Raw genomic sequence first — 15,739 nt, forward strand, 5'->3', positions numbered from 1 at the left:
CGTCACCCACACGTGTGGTGCTGGTTTACGGAGGCCCGATTTCGGTACGCGATTCGGTTCGGCGCGTGAGGCGCAGGCGGTTCAGTTGGCGCAGACCGTCGCCGGCATCCGTACGCCGACTCTCGTACGGGTCGCCACCAACTGGCCGTCCTGTGGGTACGCGTGCCAGGTCCGCCAGTGCACCTGTCCGTCGTGGTGCTGGGCCAGCAGTGCCGTGAAGGCGTGCGGGCTGCCGGGGAAGACGCCCACGAGGCCGTGCGGGTGGTCGGAGACGAGGGCCAGCAACTCCTGGGCGCGGCCCGCGAAGGACCCCGGCGAGAGGATCTCGACCCGGGCGGCGAACTCGTACTCCCAGTCGTCCACCCGCTTGGCGACGCCGAGCGGAAGCGGCGTGCGGCTGCCCGGAATGCACGCCACCGTCTCCGAGCAGATGCCCCGCTCCTCCTCCAGCAGGACCTGGTGCGACGCGCCGAGGAGTCGCAACTGCAGTTTGGTGCCCGCCAGTTCGAGGTCCAGCGTGGCCAGTGCGGGAAGCGGCTCACGCCCCAGGGCCCAGGCGAGATCGGCCGCGCGCGTGTCGGTGTAGGAGGTGTTGAGGGTCGTGAGCATGGATCGGCTCCGCAAGCACACAAGGAGAGGGAGAGGGGTCCGCTGCGCCTTGGTCGCACCGGGGATTACGGCCCGGATCAAACCGGTCGGCCGGTTTCAGGAGGGTGTTCGCAGGGCGTCCGAGGGGCTGCGTTGGTGCCTTAGAGGGAATCATGAACTGTGGCGCTGCCACAGCCTTTTTACCCAAGTTCGTAGGGTTTCCATCCCTCAGAGGGCTCTACAGCTCAATTGTTCCACTACGGCGTGCGCCGGTCCCGGGGAGGCGTGCGCCGGTGCGCCGTGGCTCGCCCCCGGAGCCGCGACGGACGGGCGCCCGGGTTTCCGCCCCGCTCCCGAAGTGGCCGTTTGACGTGCGCAGTTGCCGGGGTCACGCCCGGGTACGCCGTCCCATGGACGCGGTTGTCCTACAGGCATGCGAAGGCGCCTGAGACCTCGCACAGTTGCCCTACAGACGTTCGACCGATCCGCCGGACGGGAACTCCGGTCCCGTACGGGAGCCCCGGGGCCCCGGACGGTAACCCCGGCCACGGGCACAGGAACGCGGGGCCCGCCCCAGATGCGGGCCCGCGTTCGGTGGGTGTGGCTTCCCCGAAGGGAGGGCCGGCCGACTGCCGTCAGCTGCCTCCGCCGCCGCAGCCACCGCCGCCACCACCACCGCCCCCGCCGCAGGACGACCCGCCTCCGCAGGACGAGCCGCTGCTGCAGGACGAGCCGCCGGACGAGCCGGAGTCTCCCCCGCCGGCCCACCAGCTGCCGCTGTTGTTGCTGCCGGCCGAACCGGAGGCCCACGACCCGCGACGCGCCGTCCGCGCGGAACCGCCCCTGCGCGCCCCGGACACCAGCGCCGCGATCAGGACGACTGCGAACACCGCCAGGATGATGCCGATAACCATGGCGTCACCCTCCTTTCGTTTCCCCCGAAGCGGCCCCCCGTGGGCGCCTCGCTCTTACGTGAACAGGGGATGCCCGGCCCCCGCACGCCCCAAAGCAGAGTTGAGGAAGTCCAGAGCTTCGGCGGAGGATGACCCGCATGACCTCCAGCGCGCGCCCCCTCCTCAACCGCCGGCTCGCCGAGTTCGGGACGACGATCTTCGCCGAGATGTCCGCCCTGGCCCTGAGCACCGGCGCCATCAACCTCGGCCAGGGCTTCCCGGACACCGACGGCCCCGAGGAGGTCAGGGAGGCCGCTGTACGGGCCCTGCGGGACGGCCGCGGCAATCAGTACCCGCCGGGCCCCGGCGTCCCCGAGCTGCGCACCGCGGTCGCCGCCCACCAGCTGCGGCGCTACGGCCTGTCGTACGACCCCGACACGGAGGTCCTGGTCACCGCCGGGGCCACGGAGGCCATCGCGGCCTCGCTGCTGGCCCTGGTGGAGCCCGGCGACGAGGTGATCGCCTTCGAGCCGTACTACGACTCGTACGCGGCGTGCATCGCCATGGCGGGCGGACGCCGGGTGCCGGTCACCCTCCGCGCCCACGAGGACGAGGGCCGCTTCCGCCTCGACCTGGACGAGCTGCGCGACGCCGTCACCGACCGCACCCGCCTGCTGCTGATCAACACCCCGCACAACCCGACCGGCACGGTCCTCACCCGCGAGGAGCTGGCCGCGATCGCCGAGCTGGCGGTGGAGCGCGATCTGCTCGTGGTGACGGACGAGGTGTACGAGCACCTGGTCTTCGACGAGGCAGAGCACGTGCCGCTGGCGACGTTCCCGGGGATGCGCGAGCGCACGGTGACCATTTCGAGCAGCGGCAAGACGTTCTCGTTCACCGGCTGGAAGGTCGGCTGGGTGACGGCGGCCCCGGAGCTGGTCACGGCGGTGCGCTCGGCGAAGCAGTACCTGACGTACGTCTCGGCGGGCCCGTTCCAGTACGCGGTCGCCGAGGCCCTCTCACTGCCCGAGTCGTACTTCACGGACTTCCGAGCCGACATGCTGGCCAAGCGGGACCTGCTGGCGGCGGGCCTGGCGGAGGCCGGGTTCCGGGTGTTCCGCCCGACGGGCACCTACTTCATCACGACCGACATCCGCCCCCTCGGCGAGAGCGACGGCTTCGCCTTCTGCCGCGGCCTGCCGGAGCGCGCCGGGGTCGTCGCCATCCCCAACGCGGTCTTCTACGACCACCGCGAGGAGGGCGCCCCGTTCGTACGGTTCGCGTTCTGCAAGCGGACGGGGGTGCTGGAGGAGGCGGTCAAGCGGCTCAGTGCGGCGCTCTAGGCGCACCTGGCCGGCCCGACCGGCGACGGACGGTCAGGCCGGCCAGGTGCGCTCGATGCGGTCTTGTCGTACCGCGTAGGCGGCAGGACCGCCCCTGCTCACTGCACGGTGGATCGCCTCACGGTGGGCCTCGAGCCGTTCGACCATCTCGACACTGCGCAACTGCTGGTTGTCGAGGTAGAACAGCACAGCCTCACGCTCAAGGACGGGTCGGATCTCCAGATCCCGGCTCTTGATCCGGCCGTCCTTCGAAAGCGGCACCCATGACTGGTCGAGACCGTGCGCGATCCACTCCTCATCGGCGACGTCCTGTCCGTCGTCGGGGAAGACGTCACCGATGCGGTGAACGATCCAGCCGCACGCCCTCAACCCCTCCGCGACACGACGTCCGAGATTGCGGTCGAGGAAGAACTCAGGCGGCAAGGCGCACCACTGCCCGGCACAGCTCGTCAACCTGCTCGGGCGTCATGTCGAAGTCGTACGCGATGTCCTCGACGCTCTCACCGGCCTCCCAGAGGTCGGTGATGGCCTTGACCGCGACACGGTTCGCGGCCACGACGGGCGTCCCGTGTCCGAACCTCGGGTCGATCACGACGGGTACGGAGTCCGGGTACTGCCTCAGCCGCAGGCTGGAGGGGAAGTCGTCGTCGGGTTCCCAGTTCAGGTAGCGGAGGTAGTCGGAGACCACCTCGTGGATGGGCGCCTGACCGTCTCGGGCCCTGCGGAGATCCCCGAGGCCATGCTCGACGAAGATGTCCACGCCGTCCGTCGCGATCCGCTTCGACACGAGACCGTACGGAGTCGCAAAGGCGTCCCGTACGGCGCCGGCGGCTTCCCTGATCTCACTCATCCGAAGCCCGAGGGAGCGCAGCGAACGGAGGACGTGAGCCTCGGCGACCGCGATGAACGGCACCGAGGGCTGCCCTTTGCGCAGCGGCTCGACCTGATGGACCAGGGGCGCCCCGGCAGCCCTGCCCTTCAGCCAGGAATGGAGCGTCGACTGCGGGATCTCCAGGTAGGAGGCGGTTTCGGCGGGAGTCAGAAGTCCGTCCCTGAACCTGTCGACCATGCCCCACCTCCTCCTGCCGTATTGCCCGGTTCCGCGTTTCGCATCGTCGCACATCAAGCCTGCCACCCAGGGGCGGACCGCACACCCGCCCACCGGCTCAGCCCGCCGCACGCAGGCATTCCCCGGCGAGTCGGTCCCGGCAGCTCCGGCAGTGTCCGGGCCCCGGGGCGCGGAAGGCGCGCTCGCAGCCGTCGCAGGTCTGGAAGGGCAGTACGGCCGGGCGCTCGACACTCGGCGGGAGCAGTGCAGGGGAGGGCAACGGCAGCGGCGTTTCCCGGAGGCGGAAGGCAAGGACGCTTGCCGGGCGGGCCCTGAAACGGTCGGGGAGCCGTACGGTCAGCAGCTCCGTGATCTCCCGCGGCCCGACACCGGCCGCCAGCCACTCGGCGACGGCCGGTGCCAGGCGGGCGGCCTCCTGCGCGGACAGGACGAGGCGAGGGTCGAGCCGGCGCAGGGCGGTCAGTACTGCGACCGCCTCGGGGTCGGCGTCGGCGAGTGCGGGCGCCGGGCTGCCGGGCTCCTCAGGAGCGGGAGCGGGCGCCCTCTCCCGTCGGCTTTCCGGGACGGTGGGCCGCTTCCGTGGCCGGGGCTTCGGCGGCTCGGGCGGGTCGTCAGGGCCTTCGCCGCGCGGTACGTCGTAGAAGTACGTCCGGGTGCGTACCTGCCCGGTGGGCGTGCGTTCGCGGCGGCGTTCCAGGTATCCGGCCGATTCGAGTTCTCTGAGCGCCCGCGAGATGAGGATCTCGCCCTCGCTGAAGTGCTCGCACAGAGCGGTGATGGTCACGGGGGAGCCGTCGGGCAGGGAGGAGATGTATGCCGCGACGCCGATCGTGACCGCGCTGCCGCGCCGCTGGGCGAGACCGTTGGAGATCACCGTGAAGTCGGCCGTGAGGCGGGTGCGTACGTGGATCACGCCGGTAGTCGGAGCTCCGGCGTCGGCGCGCAGGCGCGCGTTAGACTGCGGGTCAGCCATCGGGAAGGTGCTTTCTTCCTGAGCGGTCAGGCCCTCGTTCGGGATTGCCGTCCCGGCCGGGGGCCGTATCTGTTTGCGGTTGTCGCGGCGAACGTAACGGCCCGTTACCCGCCCCTGCAAGCCGGTCACTCGGACGGGTGACGCCCGCCTTCCGGCGCGGGAGGGTGGGTGGGCGGGTAGTTCTTTCCCCGGTTCTTTCAGGAGGTCAGTGGCCTACCGGACCCTCGCGGACAAGGGCCCGGTGAGCCCGAAAGGCCGCTTCAGAGACGGTGGTTCCCGGCCTTCAACTCGCCTATGAAGGCGGCCCAGGCAGCGCCTTCGAAGCACAGCGCCGGACCCTGCGGGGACTTGCTGTCACGGACCGGGACGACGGCCCCTCGGAACCCGTCGGCCACCTCCACGCAGTCGCCCCCCTCCTGATTGCTGTAGCTGCTCTTGCGCCAGGCGGCGCCGTTCAGATCGGGACGGGACCTTCGCTCCACGGTGGTTGTCCTCCCTCACGGATCGGATCATGTTCAGCGACATGAGCGGGGGCAGAGCTGCCGCCCGCAGCCGATCGTAAGTCAGCGCGAAACTCCTGACCTCGTCCGGATCCTCGATGAGTTGGCCGTAGTGCGCGCCTTCCGTGTACGCGACCTCCGAGCCGTCCGGCATGGTGAGCACCGTGAGCGAACCGCCCATGACCTCGTGCTCGCCCTGGTCGAACGGCAGTACCTGCACGGTGATGTGAGGTTCCGCCCTGGTCCTGAGCAGTCGCTCCAACTGCTCATGCATCACCCCCTGGCCTCCGACAGGACGCCGGAGCACCGCCTCGTCGAGGACCACCCACAGCTCGGGCCGGTCGGGCATGCCGAGTCGCTCCTGTCGTCCCAGACGAAAGGTGACCCGTTCTTCCAACTGCTCTTCGCTGCCGAGCGTCCGGCCGACTCTCAGCACCGCACGCGCGTAGTCCTCGGTCTGCAACAAGCCGGGCACCACATGAGCCGCATACTGCCGGACCGCCACCGCCCGCTCCGCGTACTCCATGAACTTCCGCGACCAGTCCGGAAACGCCTCCCGGTACACATACGGCCACAGCTCCACCAGCAGATCCTCCGCACCGAGCGCCGCATCCAGCGCACGCGCCAGCTCCAGCGTCGGCTTCGCTCCGGACGCCCGCTCGATCTGCGTGATCCGCGTGCTCACCACATGCGTCCGGTCGCCCAGCTCGGCCTGGGTCAGTCCCGCCGCCGTCCGGAGCCTGCGCACCCGCGCACCGAACAGCGCGGCCATCGAGGCACTGGGGTCAATTCCGTTGGCCAAGGCATCACTTCCGTTCCTTACGGCCTCACAAGTAAGGCTGCGCCCCCTGTCGAGCGTAGGACGATCGGCCGACTCTTGAGCACGGAACGTGATGACTCGTGTGCGCAACGGAGCGCTCCGAGCCGACAGGAAGGGACGGACAGGCCGTGCTGACAGAAACCGCCACCCCGGGAGACATGCCGCAGCCTGAACTCCAGTCGCTCACGCTGCAGTTCCCCTCCTCCCCGCGCGGTGCGCAGCTCGCCCGGCGGCACGCCGTCCGGTGGATGGCGGAACGGGGTCACCCGCCGGCGTCGGACGTCTCGTGCGCGGTCGCCCTCGTCGTCGGGGAGCTCGCGGCGAACGCCGTACAGCACGGTCGGGTTCCCGGCCGGGAGTTCGGTCTGCGGCTCGCCCTGGACCGGGCTGCGGGCGTGCTGCGTGTCGAGGTCGCGGACGCCGCCTCCGCGAAGCGGCTGCCCACGGCCGCGCCCTCGTCGTCTCCCGATGGTGAGTCCGGCCGGGGGCTGCTCCTGGTGGATGCCCTGGCCGAGCGCTGGGGGTCGACGCCTCGCAGCCCGGTGGGCAAGACGGTATGGGCGGAGCTGCGTCTTGAGATCTGATCCGCCCCCTGAGCGAGGGAGGGGAGGCAGCGGCGCCCGAAAAAGGCGTACGGCGCGTACAGCGCGTACCTGTCCTGCTCGTACGCGCCGACGCGCCGCTGGGGCGTGGCCTCGCTGGGCCTACTCTTCGTCTTCGGGCTTCTCCGCCTCGTTGATCTCCTCCTCGAGACCGAGCTGCTCGATGAGCCACTTGTCGAACTCGATCGCGGCGCGCACCCAGCTGACGGTCGAGGAGACGAAGTGCTCCAGGCTGACACCCATGCCGATCAGCATCTGGGCCTCGCCGATCAGGCGGACCGTGCCGTCGTCGTGGGTGTGGCTGTAGACCTTGGGCCACAGGGTGCGGCGGTTCCAGTCGTCGATGGACTCCAGGATCTGCGGCTTCGCCTCGATCTCGTGGGGCCGGTCGTAGAACGTCCGCACGGAGAAGACCTGCTGGTCTCCCTCACCCCGGAACATGAAGTAGGTGCGGAACTGCTCCCACGGCGCCGCGAGGTCTCCCTCGTCGTCGACGACGTACTTGAGCTCCATCTGGTCGAGGAGCTGCTTCACGAGGTCCTGATCCGGGACGACGGGGCCGGCCGGGCCGCCGCCGGGCTGCGGCTCGGGCTGGCCCCCGAAGTTCGGAATCGAGGACGGGTCGATGGTCACCGTGAATTTCCCTTCGTACGGATTCCGCCATCCTCCCCCATGCGGGGAGGGGGGTGGCAAGCCCAGACAGACCCTGTCAGCCCTCGGCTGACACGATCCGGTCAAGCGCAACCTCCGGGTACCCGGACCCGTCCTCCTCAGCGGCATACGTGGAGGGGGCGATCACCGTGGTGGCAGCAGGCAGCGGGACGGAAACGAGCAGGGGGCGCACCCGGTGGGGACTGGTCCTGCCGATCCTGGCCCTGCCCGTGCTCGTCCTCGGGTTCCTGATCATCGGCATGTTCATGTGGGCCCTGTCGGACAAGCCGGACGAGAACGATGCGCGCGCGGGCGGCCCGGCGAAGGTGGCCTGCGCCGAGGCCCTGGCGTTCGGCGGCGCCGAGCGCCCCGTGAACGTCCAGCCCGAGCGCTGCACCGTGCAGCACGGCATCGACACCGCCTACGCGGCGGTGCTGCGGATGCCGCGCGAGGATGTACGCGCCTGGCTGCGGGAGACGTATCCGAACGCACCGGAGATCCGCGCGGGCGGCCCCTGTGGCGCCCTGTGCCTCGATGTGAGCCACGAGGACGGACTGCCCGCGTCGGCCGAGGCACACGTGGTGCAGGTGAGGGTGGAGTACGAGAACGCCGAGACCGCGCTGGTGCGGTTCTCGGCATTCACGATGTGACGGACTAGAGCGTCTTGCCCGTCGCCGGGCCCACGATCAGGCCCTGGTCGAAGCGGTCCACCCGGACCGTGTCGCCGTCCTTGATCTCGCCCGAAAGGATCTCCTTGGCGAGGCGGTCGCCGATGGCGGACTGGACGAGGCGGCGCAGCGGGCGGGCGCCGTACGCCGGGTCCATGCCCTCCTCCGCGAGCCAGGCCAGGGCCTCGGGCGTGATGTCCAGGGTGAGGCGCCGCTCGGCGAGGCGCTTGGCCAGGCGGTCGAGCTGGAGCTTCGCGATGCGCTCCAGCTCGGGCTTGGTCAGCGCGGCGAAGACGACCAGGTCGTCCAGGCGGTTGAGGAACTCCGGCTTGAACGAGGTCCGCACGACCTCCAGGACCTGCTCCTTCTTCTCCTCCTCGCTGGTGATCGGGTCGACGAGGAACTGGCTGCCGAGGTTCGACGTCAGGACGAGGATCGTGTTGCGGAAGTCGACCGTGCGGCCCTGGCCGTCCGTGAGCCGTCCGTCGTCCAGGACCTGGAGCAGGATGTCGAAGACCTCCGGGTGGGCCTTCTCCACCTCGTCGAGCAGGACGACGGAGTACGGACGGCGGCGCACGGCCTCCGTGAGCTGGCCGCCCTCCTCGTAGCCGACGTATCCGGGCGGGGCGCCGACCAGCCGGGCCACGCTGTGCTTCTCGCTGTACTCCGACATGTCGATGCGGACCATCGCCCGCTCGTCGTCGAAGAGGAAGTCGGCGAGGGCCTTGGCCAGTTCGGTCTTGCCCACGCCCGTCGGGCCCAGGAAGAGGAAGGAGCCGGTGGGCCGGTCGGGGTCGGCGATCCCGGCGCGGGACCGCCGTACGGCGTCGGACACCGCGCGCACCGCCTGCGTCTGCCCGATGAGGCGCTTGCCGAGCTCGTCCTCCATGCGCAGCAGCTTCTGCGTCTCGCCCTCCAGCAGACGCCCGGCCGGGATGCCGGTCCAGGAGGCGACGACGTCGGCGATGTCGTCGGAGCCGACCTCCTCCTTGACCATGGTGTCCTTCGCAACCTCCTCCTCGGCCTCGGAGGCGGCCTCCAGTTCCTTCTCCAGGGCCGGGATCTCGCCGTAGAGCAGCTTGGAGGCGGTGTCGAAGTCGCCGTCGCGCTGGGCGCGTTCGGCCTGGCCGCGCACCTCGTCGAGGCGTTCCTTCAGCTCGCCGACCCGGTTGAGGGACTGCTTCTCCTTCTCCCAGCGGGCGGTGAGGCCCCGCAACTCCTCCTCCTTGTCGGCGAGGTCGCGGCGCAGCTTCTCCAGGCGCTCGCGGGAGGCCGCGTCGGTCTCCTTGCCGATCGCCAGCTCCTCCATCTTCAGCCGGTCGACGGCGCGCTGCAGTTCGTCGATCTCGACGGGGGACGAGTCGATCTCCATGCGCAGCCGCGAGGCGGCCTCGTCGACCAGGTCGATGGCCTTGTCGGGCAGGAAGCGGGAGGTGATGTACCGGTCGGAGAGGCTGGCGGCCGCGACCAGCGCGCTGTCCGCGATCTGCACCTTGTGGTGGGCCTCGTAACGGCCCTTGAGCCCGCGCAGGATCGCGATGGAGTCCTCGACGGTCGGCTCGGCGACCAGCACCTGCTGGAAGCGCCGCTCCAGGGCGGGGTCCTTCTCGATCCGCTCCCGGTACTCGTCGAGGGTCGTGGCACCGACCATGCGCAGCTCACCGCGCGCGAGCATCGGCTTCAGCATGTTCCCGGCGTCCATGGCGGAGTCGCCGCCCGCGCCGGCCCCGACGACGGTGTGCAGCTCGTCGATGAAGGTGATGATCTGCCCGTCGGAGTCCTTGATCTCCGCGAGGACCGTCTTCAGCCGCTCCTCGAACTCACCCCGGTACTTCGCCCCGGCGACCATCGCGCCCAGGTCGAGCGCGACGAGCCGCTTGTCCTTGAGGGACTCCGGCACGTCCCCCTTGATGATCCGCTGGGCGAGCCCCTCGACGACGGCGGTCTTGCCGACACCGGGCTCACCGATCAGCACGGGGTTGTTCTTGGTCCGCCGGGACAGCACCTGCACGACCCGCCGGATCTCCTGGTCCCGCCCGATGACCGGGTCGAGCTTGCCTTCGCGAGCGGCGGCGGTGAAGTCGGTGCCGAACTTCTCCAGGGCCTTGTACTGGCCCTCGGGGTCGGCCGTGGTCACCCGGCGTGCGCCCCGGGCCTTCTGGAAGGCCGCCTGGAGCTTCTTCGCGTCGGCCCCCTGCCCGGACAGCACCTCGCCGGCCGCGCCGCCCTTCGCGGCGATGCCGAGGAGGAGGTGCTCCGTGGAGAGGTACTCGTCCCCTAGCTCCTTGGCACGGGCCTGCGCGTCGGCGACGACGGCGAGCATCTCGCGGTTGGGCTGGGGCGGCGCCACGGTGGAGCCGGTCACGCTGGGCAGCCCGGCGAGCACGCGCTCGGCTCCGGCGCGTACGGCCGCCTGGTCGGCGTCGACCGCCGCGAGCAGGTCGGTGATGTTCTCGTTTTCCCGGGGGCCTCGCCCCTGGAGCAGCGAGAGCAGCAGATGGGCTGGGGTGAGGTCGGGGTGCCCCTCGGTCACGGCCCGGTTGCTGGCCGCGTTGATCGCGTCCCGGCTCCTGTTGGTCAGCTCGGCGTCCACGTTCGCGTTCTCCTCCTCCTTGCACTGAGCCGAATCAGCGCACTGACCCGATCAGCGCACTGACTCAATCAGCGTACATAAAGTTGAGTCTATTCCACTCAAGGCCGGATCCGGGAGTCCGCGAGGGTTAAGTTCCGGGTCATGGCCACCAAGTACTCCGTCGATCCGGGTGCCCCCGACCAGCCGTACCTCGCCTTCTGGCGGGAGCGGCACGTCTGCACCCTGACGACTCCCCGCCCGGACGGCACTCCGCACGTGGTACCCGTCGGTGTCACATACGATCCCGAGGCCCGTCTGGCTCGGGTGATCGCGAACAAGGCGAGCGCCAAGGTGCGCCATGTGCTGGCCGCCGGGGAGCAGGGGGCGGCAGTCGCCGTCTGCCAGATGGAAGGCAAGCGGTGGGCCACGCTGGAGGGCCGGGCCTTCGTCCACGGCGAGCCCAAGCGGGTCGCCGAGGCGGAACGCCGGTACGCGGAGCGCTACGGCCGGACCCCGTCACCCAACCCGGCGCGCGTGGTGATCGAGATCGAGCTGACGCGAGCGATGGGGCGTGGGTGACCAGCAGGTGAGCGGAGTGAAAATCCACACCGGTGATCGACTGCTTCCAGCCACCGCGTGACCAGGTCGATTCCAGGAAATGTCCCCCAAAAACTGCAGCGGCGTCACCGTGTTCAGGTCACGGTGACGCCGCTGCGGGGGGAAGCACCTGAGCGATCTGTTACGACGGGGGAATCGCGTCAGGCACTGCGGGGGGTGGCAGAGACGGTCCTAGGGGCAGGGGACTCGGCGTCCACCTGCTCATGGTCCCTTTGGTCCAGGTTCACAAAGATCATTCCGTACCGTACGGCACATCGCACAGGCTGCGGCGCCCCCCGAGGCCGCCGCAGACACCGGTAAGCCCGCACGTCCTCGTCGTCGTCCCGCGTGACGACCACCGGCTCGCCGAAAACGGTCACCATCAACGAGTCACCACTGTGGGGGATGGCGGTGACCAAGTCGATGAAGTGCCAGCCGGAGCGGTAGGCGGTGGCCATTTCACGGCGGAAGGAGCGGTCGTCGGGTGGAGTGGTCACGGTCAGCTCCCGGATCCCGCGGTCGCGGAACTCGGCCAGCTAGTGTTGTTCACGCCGTAGCTGGTCTGAGCCACCGCCGGCCAACTCGTGTTCGCCCGAACATCGCCCTTCTCATCGGAGAAGCCACTCAGCGCGCCGAGGGTGACAACGACGGAGAAGGCGGCGACAAGCACCGAGCGAAGCATTCTGTTCCGCATAGTCGGCTTCGTCCTCACTTGAAGGTCCCCTTTTCCCCCGTCGAGTACGACGATGGCTCATTCGGGCACGTCATGGCCACACAATCGATGCATCATGTTCCTGCATGTTCAGGACCCTGGGGGGTGGAGATTTGACAATAAATCAAGCAAAAGGGACACATCCCCATCCGATGACCGAGTGGTGCGAGGAGGGCGGACGTCTGTATGCCACCGCTCTGCGCACAGGACGCATCGCACGCGCGGACGTGGAACCGGCCCCCTGCCTGATGGAGTTCGCCCTCCTCCACCCCGATCCGGACGATCCCGACTGGCTGCGCCCGGTGGCCCCGGTCGTCGCCCTTTCCCGGCAACTCAACCCCCTGGAACACGAGATCGCCGAGCGCAGGCGCCTGGCCGTCGACCTCGCGGAGACCTTTCAGCCGTTCATGGCCCTGGGCACCCAGATCGCAACGGTAAGTGACGCCATCACCGTGCTGGAAGGCGGTGAACGTATCAACGCCGCACTCAACATGGCCACGGTCCAGTGCCGGACCGAGGTCCTCACCCTCCAGCCGAGCGACCGCATGTCCGAACGCAGCCTCCTGAGAGGGCTGGAACGCGACAAGCCACTCATCGAACGCGGTGTGCGGATCCGCACGGTGTACCAGCACACCGCCCGCTACAACCCGGAGCAACTGGCCTACGCGGCCAGGCTCTCCGACGGCAAGGCGGAGTACCGCACCATAGACGAGTTGGTGGAACGTTTGATCATCTGCGACCAAACGGTCGCCTTCATCCCCGCCCGGGACGACCAGCAAGTCGCCCTGGAACTGCGCCACCCCGGCCTCGTCCGCTATCTGCTCAAGCTTTTCGAATACCTGTGGGACCGCGCGGTCCCCCTGAGCACCGGCACCCCGTACGAAGCCGCCACCGGCGGTATCACGGATGTCCAGCACTCCATAGCCAAGCTTCTGGTCGAGGGGCACGTCGACGAGGCCATCGCACGCCGCCTGGGCATGAACGTGCGCACCTGCCGTGCTCACATCGCCAAGCTGGCGTCGGCCCTGGGCAGTGGCAGCCGGGCCCAACTCGGGTACCTCATAGCGCAGTCGGGGATTCTGCAGCAGGACCACTCAGGAGGAGGAAGTCCCGAGTGACGTCGGGCGCCACACCCCATGCACGACGCGGAAGAGCTGTGTTCTGCCGGGACCGAGCTGTACGAACGAGCCCTGCTAGAAGGTCACGCACCCGCCGAAACGGCCCGCGCCGCACCCAACTGAGCTATCTCATCGGGCAGTCCGGGATTCTGGACCAGGAACGCTGAGGGGCGTGGACGCGGCAGCCCGTGACGGACCGTCGAGTCCGACCTGGGCGATGCGCACCCCGAGCTGCGTACGGCTCGCCGCCCCCAGCGTCTCCGAGAGCCGTGCGATATGGGCCCGGCACGTCCGGACGCTTATGCCCAGCCGCTCCGCGATCACCGCGTCCTGGTGGCCCTCCGCCAGCAGCGCCGCGATGGACTGCTCCCGGTGGGAGATGTCCTCGATGCCGGTGTCGGGGAGCGGCGCTGTCAGCGGGATGGCAAGGCGCCACAGCCGCTCGAACACGGTGACCAGGTACTCGATGAGCGCGGGGTGCCGCAGCTCCAGGGCCATCGTGCGGTCGTTGTTGGCGGGGATGAAGGCCACCGTCCGGTCGAAGAGGATCAGCCGGTCGATCACCTCGTCCAGCGTGCGCGCCTCCACGGCGTCGCCCATCAGCTCCAGATACGTCAGCAGCCCCTGCCCGTGCCGGGCGACATGCGTGTACAGGTCCCGCATCCGCACGCCCCGGCCGCGCAGCGCCAGCGCCCGGTGCAGGCCCTCGGAGAGTTCCGCCTCGCGCCGGATGCCGCCGGGCTGGACCGTGAGCACCTCGGTCGTGCACGCCTGGGTCGCCTCGTCCATCGCGGCCTGGATCCGGGCGAGCCCGTCCAGCACCCGGATCGCCGAGCCCTCGCCCGCCGAGGGGGCGGGCCGGACCCGGCGGCCGAGACCGGCGTACCACTCGACGGCCGCCACGGCCGAACCCACCCGCCGCTGACTGGCGCTGACCTCGTCGTACATCCCGCGCAGCAGCCGGGTCATGACCTCCTGCGGGGAGGTCGGCACCAGCCAGTCCATGTCGTCGGGGTCCGGGTGCAGCAGGGCGAGTTCCAGGAGACAGGGCACCGGTTCGGCATCCCGGCGGGGCACGCGGCCCCGCCGTACGGCCCGGGAATACACGCGATCCCCGGCCTCGCACAGTCGGTCAGCACCGTGTGGATGCTCCTCCGCCCCGTGCCCGGCCATCGCCCATCCCACCCCCGGTTCACCGTCTTTCCGCAGCGCAACTATGCGCGGACCCGCCCTGCTCCGCAACACGGCTCCCCCGCACCCACGGCCCTTTTCCGGCCGTTCTGCCGCCGAATTCACCCCCTCATGGGCTGCTGAAACAGGAGGGGGTGGTGCGGGTGCGGCCGACGTGTGACCCTCTGTGATGGCGGGTCCCGACCAGGCCCGGCTACGGACACCTCGGAGGACCCGTGACCATCAACACCGGGGTGGACCCCCGGCGTCTGCCCGCTGTCGACGCGCTGCGGGGTTTCGCCCTGCTGGGCATCCTGGTGGTCAACAGCGCCCAGATGATGGACCCTTACGTCGTCGAGGGGATCCGCCGGCCGGGGGCGCCCCTGTGGGACCAGGCCGCCGTCTGGCTGGTGACGGCGCTGGCGACCTTCAAGTTCTACCTGTTGTTCTCGTTCCTGTTCGGCTACAGCTTCACCCTGCAGCAGGCCTCCGCCGAGCGGGACGGAGGAAACGCCACCGCGCGCTTTCTGCGCCGGTCCCTCGGCCTGGTGCTGCTCGGGCTGGCGCACGCGGTCGTGCTGTACAGCGGCGACATCCTGCTGACCTACGGCCTCCTCGGCCTGATCCTGCTGTGCGCTCGCCGGATCGGACCGGCCACCGCCGTGAAGGCCGCCGCCTGGATCTACGGCGTCTACGTCGTCGTCCTCACCGGACTGGGGGCGCTGGCCACCCAGGTGGACGACGAGGAGCCCGCGTCACACCAGCGGATCGCGCAGCCCGTGGCCGCCTACCGCGGCAGTCCCGGCACCGTCGTCCAGGAGAACCTGGACCGGCTGCCCGAGGCGCTCCTCGGTTCCCTCCTCATGGCCCCGGGCGTGCTCGGCGCGTTTCTCCTCGGTCTGGCCGCGGGGAAGCGGCGCCTGCTCGCATCCGGCGGAGCGGACCGCCCTCGACTGCTGCGGATCACGGCCGTCGGACTGTCCGTCGGAATCCCAGGTGCCCTCTTCTTCGCCTCCGCGGCGGACGGTCCGCTGGAGGCCCGGTGGCAACTCCTGGGCATCGGCGTGGGCATGCTGACGGCACCCGCCCTGTCGGCCGCCTACGCCTGCCTCTTGCTGCTCCTCCTGCACTCGTCGTGGGGAGACCGGGTGCGGCGGCTGTTCGTCCCGGCGGGGCGCCTGGCGCTCACGAACTACCTCGGGCAGTCCCTGATCACGATGTTCGTGGCCACGGCGTACGGACTGTCCCTCTACGGGCAGGTGGGGCCGGCCGCCGTGCTGCTGCTCGCGGGCGCCGTATACGCGCTGCAGCTCGCTCTCAGCACGGCGTGGACACGGCGTCACCGGCACGGGCCCGCCGAGTGGCTGCTCCGGGCGATCACCCTGGCCGGACGGCCGGGCCGGGCCGGCACACCGAGAGGGCCCGAGCGCGAGGCGGCCCAGCGGGGCTGAGCGGCTTCGTGC

Annotated in this window: 17 protein-coding genes; 6 read left to right on the forward strand and 11 right to left on the reverse strand. The window is 69.9% G+C overall.

Annotation, left to right across the window (positions count from 1 at the left end; translation table 11 throughout):
* Positions 1-81 precede the first annotated feature (81 nt).
* The gene (locus OG542_RS18785; protein ID WP_328412339.1) at positions 82-609 is read right to left on the reverse strand and encodes a DUF2617 family protein; all 528 of its coding nucleotides are present in this window, start codon (positions 607-609) and stop codon (positions 82-84) included.
* A gap of 614 nt (positions 610-1,223) precedes the next feature.
* Positions 1,224-1,502 (reverse strand): hypothetical protein, encoded by a 279-nt coding sequence (locus tag OG542_RS18790; RefSeq protein WP_328412341.1) that lies wholly within the window; start codon positions 1,500-1,502, stop codon positions 1,224-1,226.
* A gap of 128 nt (positions 1,503-1,630) precedes the next feature.
* Between OG542_RS18790 and OG542_RS18795 the strand changes: the two genes are divergently transcribed.
* Complete coding sequence (locus OG542_RS18795; RefSeq protein WP_328412343.1) at positions 1,631-2,824, forward strand: pyridoxal phosphate-dependent aminotransferase; 1,194 nt, start codon at positions 1,631-1,633, stop codon at positions 2,822-2,824.
* Between the two features lie 33 nt (positions 2,825-2,857).
* Here OG542_RS18795 and OG542_RS18800 read toward each other — a convergent pair whose 3' ends face one another.
* The 5 genes from OG542_RS18800 to OG542_RS18820 form a co-directional block, all read right to left on the reverse strand.
* Complete coding sequence (locus OG542_RS18800; RefSeq protein ID WP_328412345.1) at positions 2,858-3,247, reverse strand: PIN-like domain-containing protein; 390 nt, start codon at positions 3,245-3,247, stop codon at positions 2,858-2,860.
* Positions 3,237-3,893 (reverse strand): DUF433 domain-containing protein, encoded by a 657-nt coding sequence (locus OG542_RS18805; RefSeq protein ID WP_328412347.1) that lies wholly within the window; start codon positions 3,891-3,893, stop codon positions 3,237-3,239. Before OG542_RS18805 ends, OG542_RS18800 begins: the two co-directional genes overlap by 11 nt.
* Before the next feature lie 97 nt (positions 3,894-3,990).
* Positions 3,991-4,866, reverse strand: coding sequence for a hypothetical protein (locus OG542_RS18810; protein ID WP_328412349.1), 876 nt, complete (start codon positions 4,864-4,866; stop codon positions 3,991-3,993).
* 260 nt (positions 4,867-5,126) lie between these two features.
* Positions 5,127-5,267: a DUF397 domain-containing protein gene (locus OG542_RS18815; RefSeq protein WP_328412351.1), complete on the reverse strand. Its 141-nt coding sequence runs from the start codon at positions 5,265-5,267 to the stop codon at positions 5,127-5,129.
* Positions 5,221-6,138, reverse strand: coding sequence for a helix-turn-helix domain-containing protein (locus OG542_RS18820; RefSeq protein ID WP_328417983.1), 918 nt, complete (start codon positions 6,136-6,138; stop codon positions 5,221-5,223). The genes OG542_RS18815 and OG542_RS18820 overlap by 47 nt, the downstream gene beginning before the upstream one ends.
* Before the next feature lie 206 nt (positions 6,139-6,344).
* Here OG542_RS18820 and OG542_RS18825 point away from each other — a divergent pair, with 206 nt between their 5' ends.
* The gene (locus OG542_RS18825; RefSeq protein ID WP_328412353.1) at positions 6,345-6,770 is read left to right on the forward strand and encodes an ATP-binding protein; all 426 of its coding nucleotides are present in this window, start codon (positions 6,345-6,347) and stop codon (positions 6,768-6,770) included.
* Positions 6,771-6,890: 120 nt separating this feature from the next.
* Here OG542_RS18825 and OG542_RS18830 read toward each other — a convergent pair whose 3' ends face one another.
* Complete coding sequence (locus OG542_RS18830) at positions 6,891-7,421, reverse strand: YbjN domain-containing protein (protein ID WP_261678620.1); 531 nt, start codon at positions 7,419-7,421, stop codon at positions 6,891-6,893.
* 170 nt (positions 7,422-7,591) lie between these two features.
* Between OG542_RS18830 and OG542_RS18835 the strand changes: the two genes are divergently transcribed.
* On the forward strand, positions 7,592-8,089 hold the full coding sequence (locus OG542_RS18835) for a hypothetical protein (protein WP_328412355.1): 498 nt from the start codon (positions 7,592-7,594) through the stop codon (positions 8,087-8,089).
* 4 nt (positions 8,090-8,093) lie between these two features.
* Here OG542_RS18835 and clpB read toward each other — a convergent pair whose 3' ends face one another.
* Complete coding sequence (gene clpB, locus OG542_RS18840) at positions 8,094-10,700, reverse strand: ATP-dependent chaperone ClpB (RefSeq protein ID WP_328412357.1); 2,607 nt, start codon at positions 10,698-10,700, stop codon at positions 8,094-8,096.
* Between the two features lie 141 nt (positions 10,701-10,841).
* On the opposite strand from clpB, the gene OG542_RS18845 reads away from it, so the two are divergent.
* Entirely contained in the window at positions 10,842-11,258 is a 417-nt protein-coding gene (locus OG542_RS18845) for a pyridoxamine 5'-phosphate oxidase family protein (RefSeq protein WP_328412359.1), read from the forward strand.
* Positions 11,259-11,437: 179 nt separating this feature from the next.
* Here the strand turns inward: OG542_RS18845 and OG542_RS18850 are convergent, their stop codons facing one another.
* A complete protein-coding gene (locus OG542_RS18850; protein WP_193479458.1) occupies positions 11,438-11,773 on the reverse strand; it encodes a Rieske (2Fe-2S) protein in 336 nt (111 codons plus the stop codon).
* A 367-nt stretch (positions 11,774-12,140) separates the two neighbouring features.
* Here OG542_RS18850 and OG542_RS18855 point away from each other — a divergent pair, with 367 nt between their 5' ends.
* The gene (locus OG542_RS18855) at positions 12,141-13,106 is read left to right on the forward strand and encodes a helix-turn-helix transcriptional regulator (RefSeq protein ID WP_328412361.1); all 966 of its coding nucleotides are present in this window, start codon (positions 12,141-12,143) and stop codon (positions 13,104-13,106) included.
* Between the two features lie 129 nt (positions 13,107-13,235).
* On the opposite strand, the gene OG542_RS18860 is transcribed toward OG542_RS18855, so the two are convergent.
* Positions 13,236-14,279 (reverse strand): helix-turn-helix transcriptional regulator, encoded by a 1,044-nt coding sequence (locus OG542_RS18860; protein WP_328412363.1) that lies wholly within the window; start codon positions 14,277-14,279, stop codon positions 13,236-13,238.
* Positions 14,280-14,512: 233 nt separating this feature from the next.
* Here OG542_RS18860 and OG542_RS18865 point away from each other — a divergent pair, with 233 nt between their 5' ends.
* A complete protein-coding gene (locus OG542_RS18865) occupies positions 14,513-15,727 on the forward strand; it encodes a DUF418 domain-containing protein (RefSeq protein WP_328412365.1) in 1,215 nt (404 codons plus the stop codon).
* Positions 15,728-15,739: the final 12 nt, after the last annotated feature.

It is taken from the genome of Streptomyces violaceus (genome assembly GCF_036014075.1).
Classification (GTDB): Bacteria; Actinomycetota; Actinomycetes; order Streptomycetales; family Streptomycetaceae; genus Streptomyces; species Streptomyces violaceus.

What these genes read in the sequence shown, in the direction of transcription:
- OG542_RS18785 (WP_328412339.1), bottom strand. Translation starts at nt 609, where the DNA reads ATGCTCACGACCCTCAACACCTCCTACACCGACACGCGCGCGGCCGAT.
- OG542_RS18790 (WP_328412341.1), bottom strand. Translation starts at nt 1,502, where the DNA reads ATGGTTATCGGCATCATCCTGGCGGTGTTCGCAGTCGTCCTGATCGCG.
- OG542_RS18795 (WP_328412343.1), top strand. Translation starts at nt 1,631, where the DNA reads ATGACCCGCATGACCTCCAGCGCGCGCCCCCTCCTCAACCGCCGGCTC.
- OG542_RS18805 (WP_328412347.1), bottom strand. Translation starts at nt 3,893, where the DNA reads ATGGTCGACAGGTTCAGGGACGGACTTCTGACTCCCGCCGAAACCGCC.
- OG542_RS18810 (WP_328412349.1), bottom strand. Translation starts at nt 4,866, where the DNA reads ATGGCTGACCCGCAGTCTAACGCGCGCCTGCGCGCCGACGCCGGAGCT.
- OG542_RS18820 (WP_328417983.1), bottom strand. Translation starts at nt 6,138, where the DNA reads ATGGCCGCGCTGTTCGGTGCGCGGGTGCGCAGGCTCCGGACGGCGGCG.
- OG542_RS18825 (WP_328412353.1), top strand. Translation starts at nt 6,345, where the DNA reads ATGCCGCAGCCTGAACTCCAGTCGCTCACGCTGCAGTTCCCCTCCTCC.
- OG542_RS18845 (WP_328412359.1), top strand. Translation starts at nt 10,842, where the DNA reads ATGGCCACCAAGTACTCCGTCGATCCGGGTGCCCCCGACCAGCCGTAC.
- OG542_RS18855 (WP_328412361.1), top strand. Translation starts at nt 12,141, where the DNA reads ATGACCGAGTGGTGCGAGGAGGGCGGACGTCTGTATGCCACCGCTCTG.
- OG542_RS18860 (WP_328412363.1), bottom strand. Translation starts at nt 14,279, where the DNA reads ATGGCCGGGCACGGGGCGGAGGAGCATCCACACGGTGCTGACCGACTG.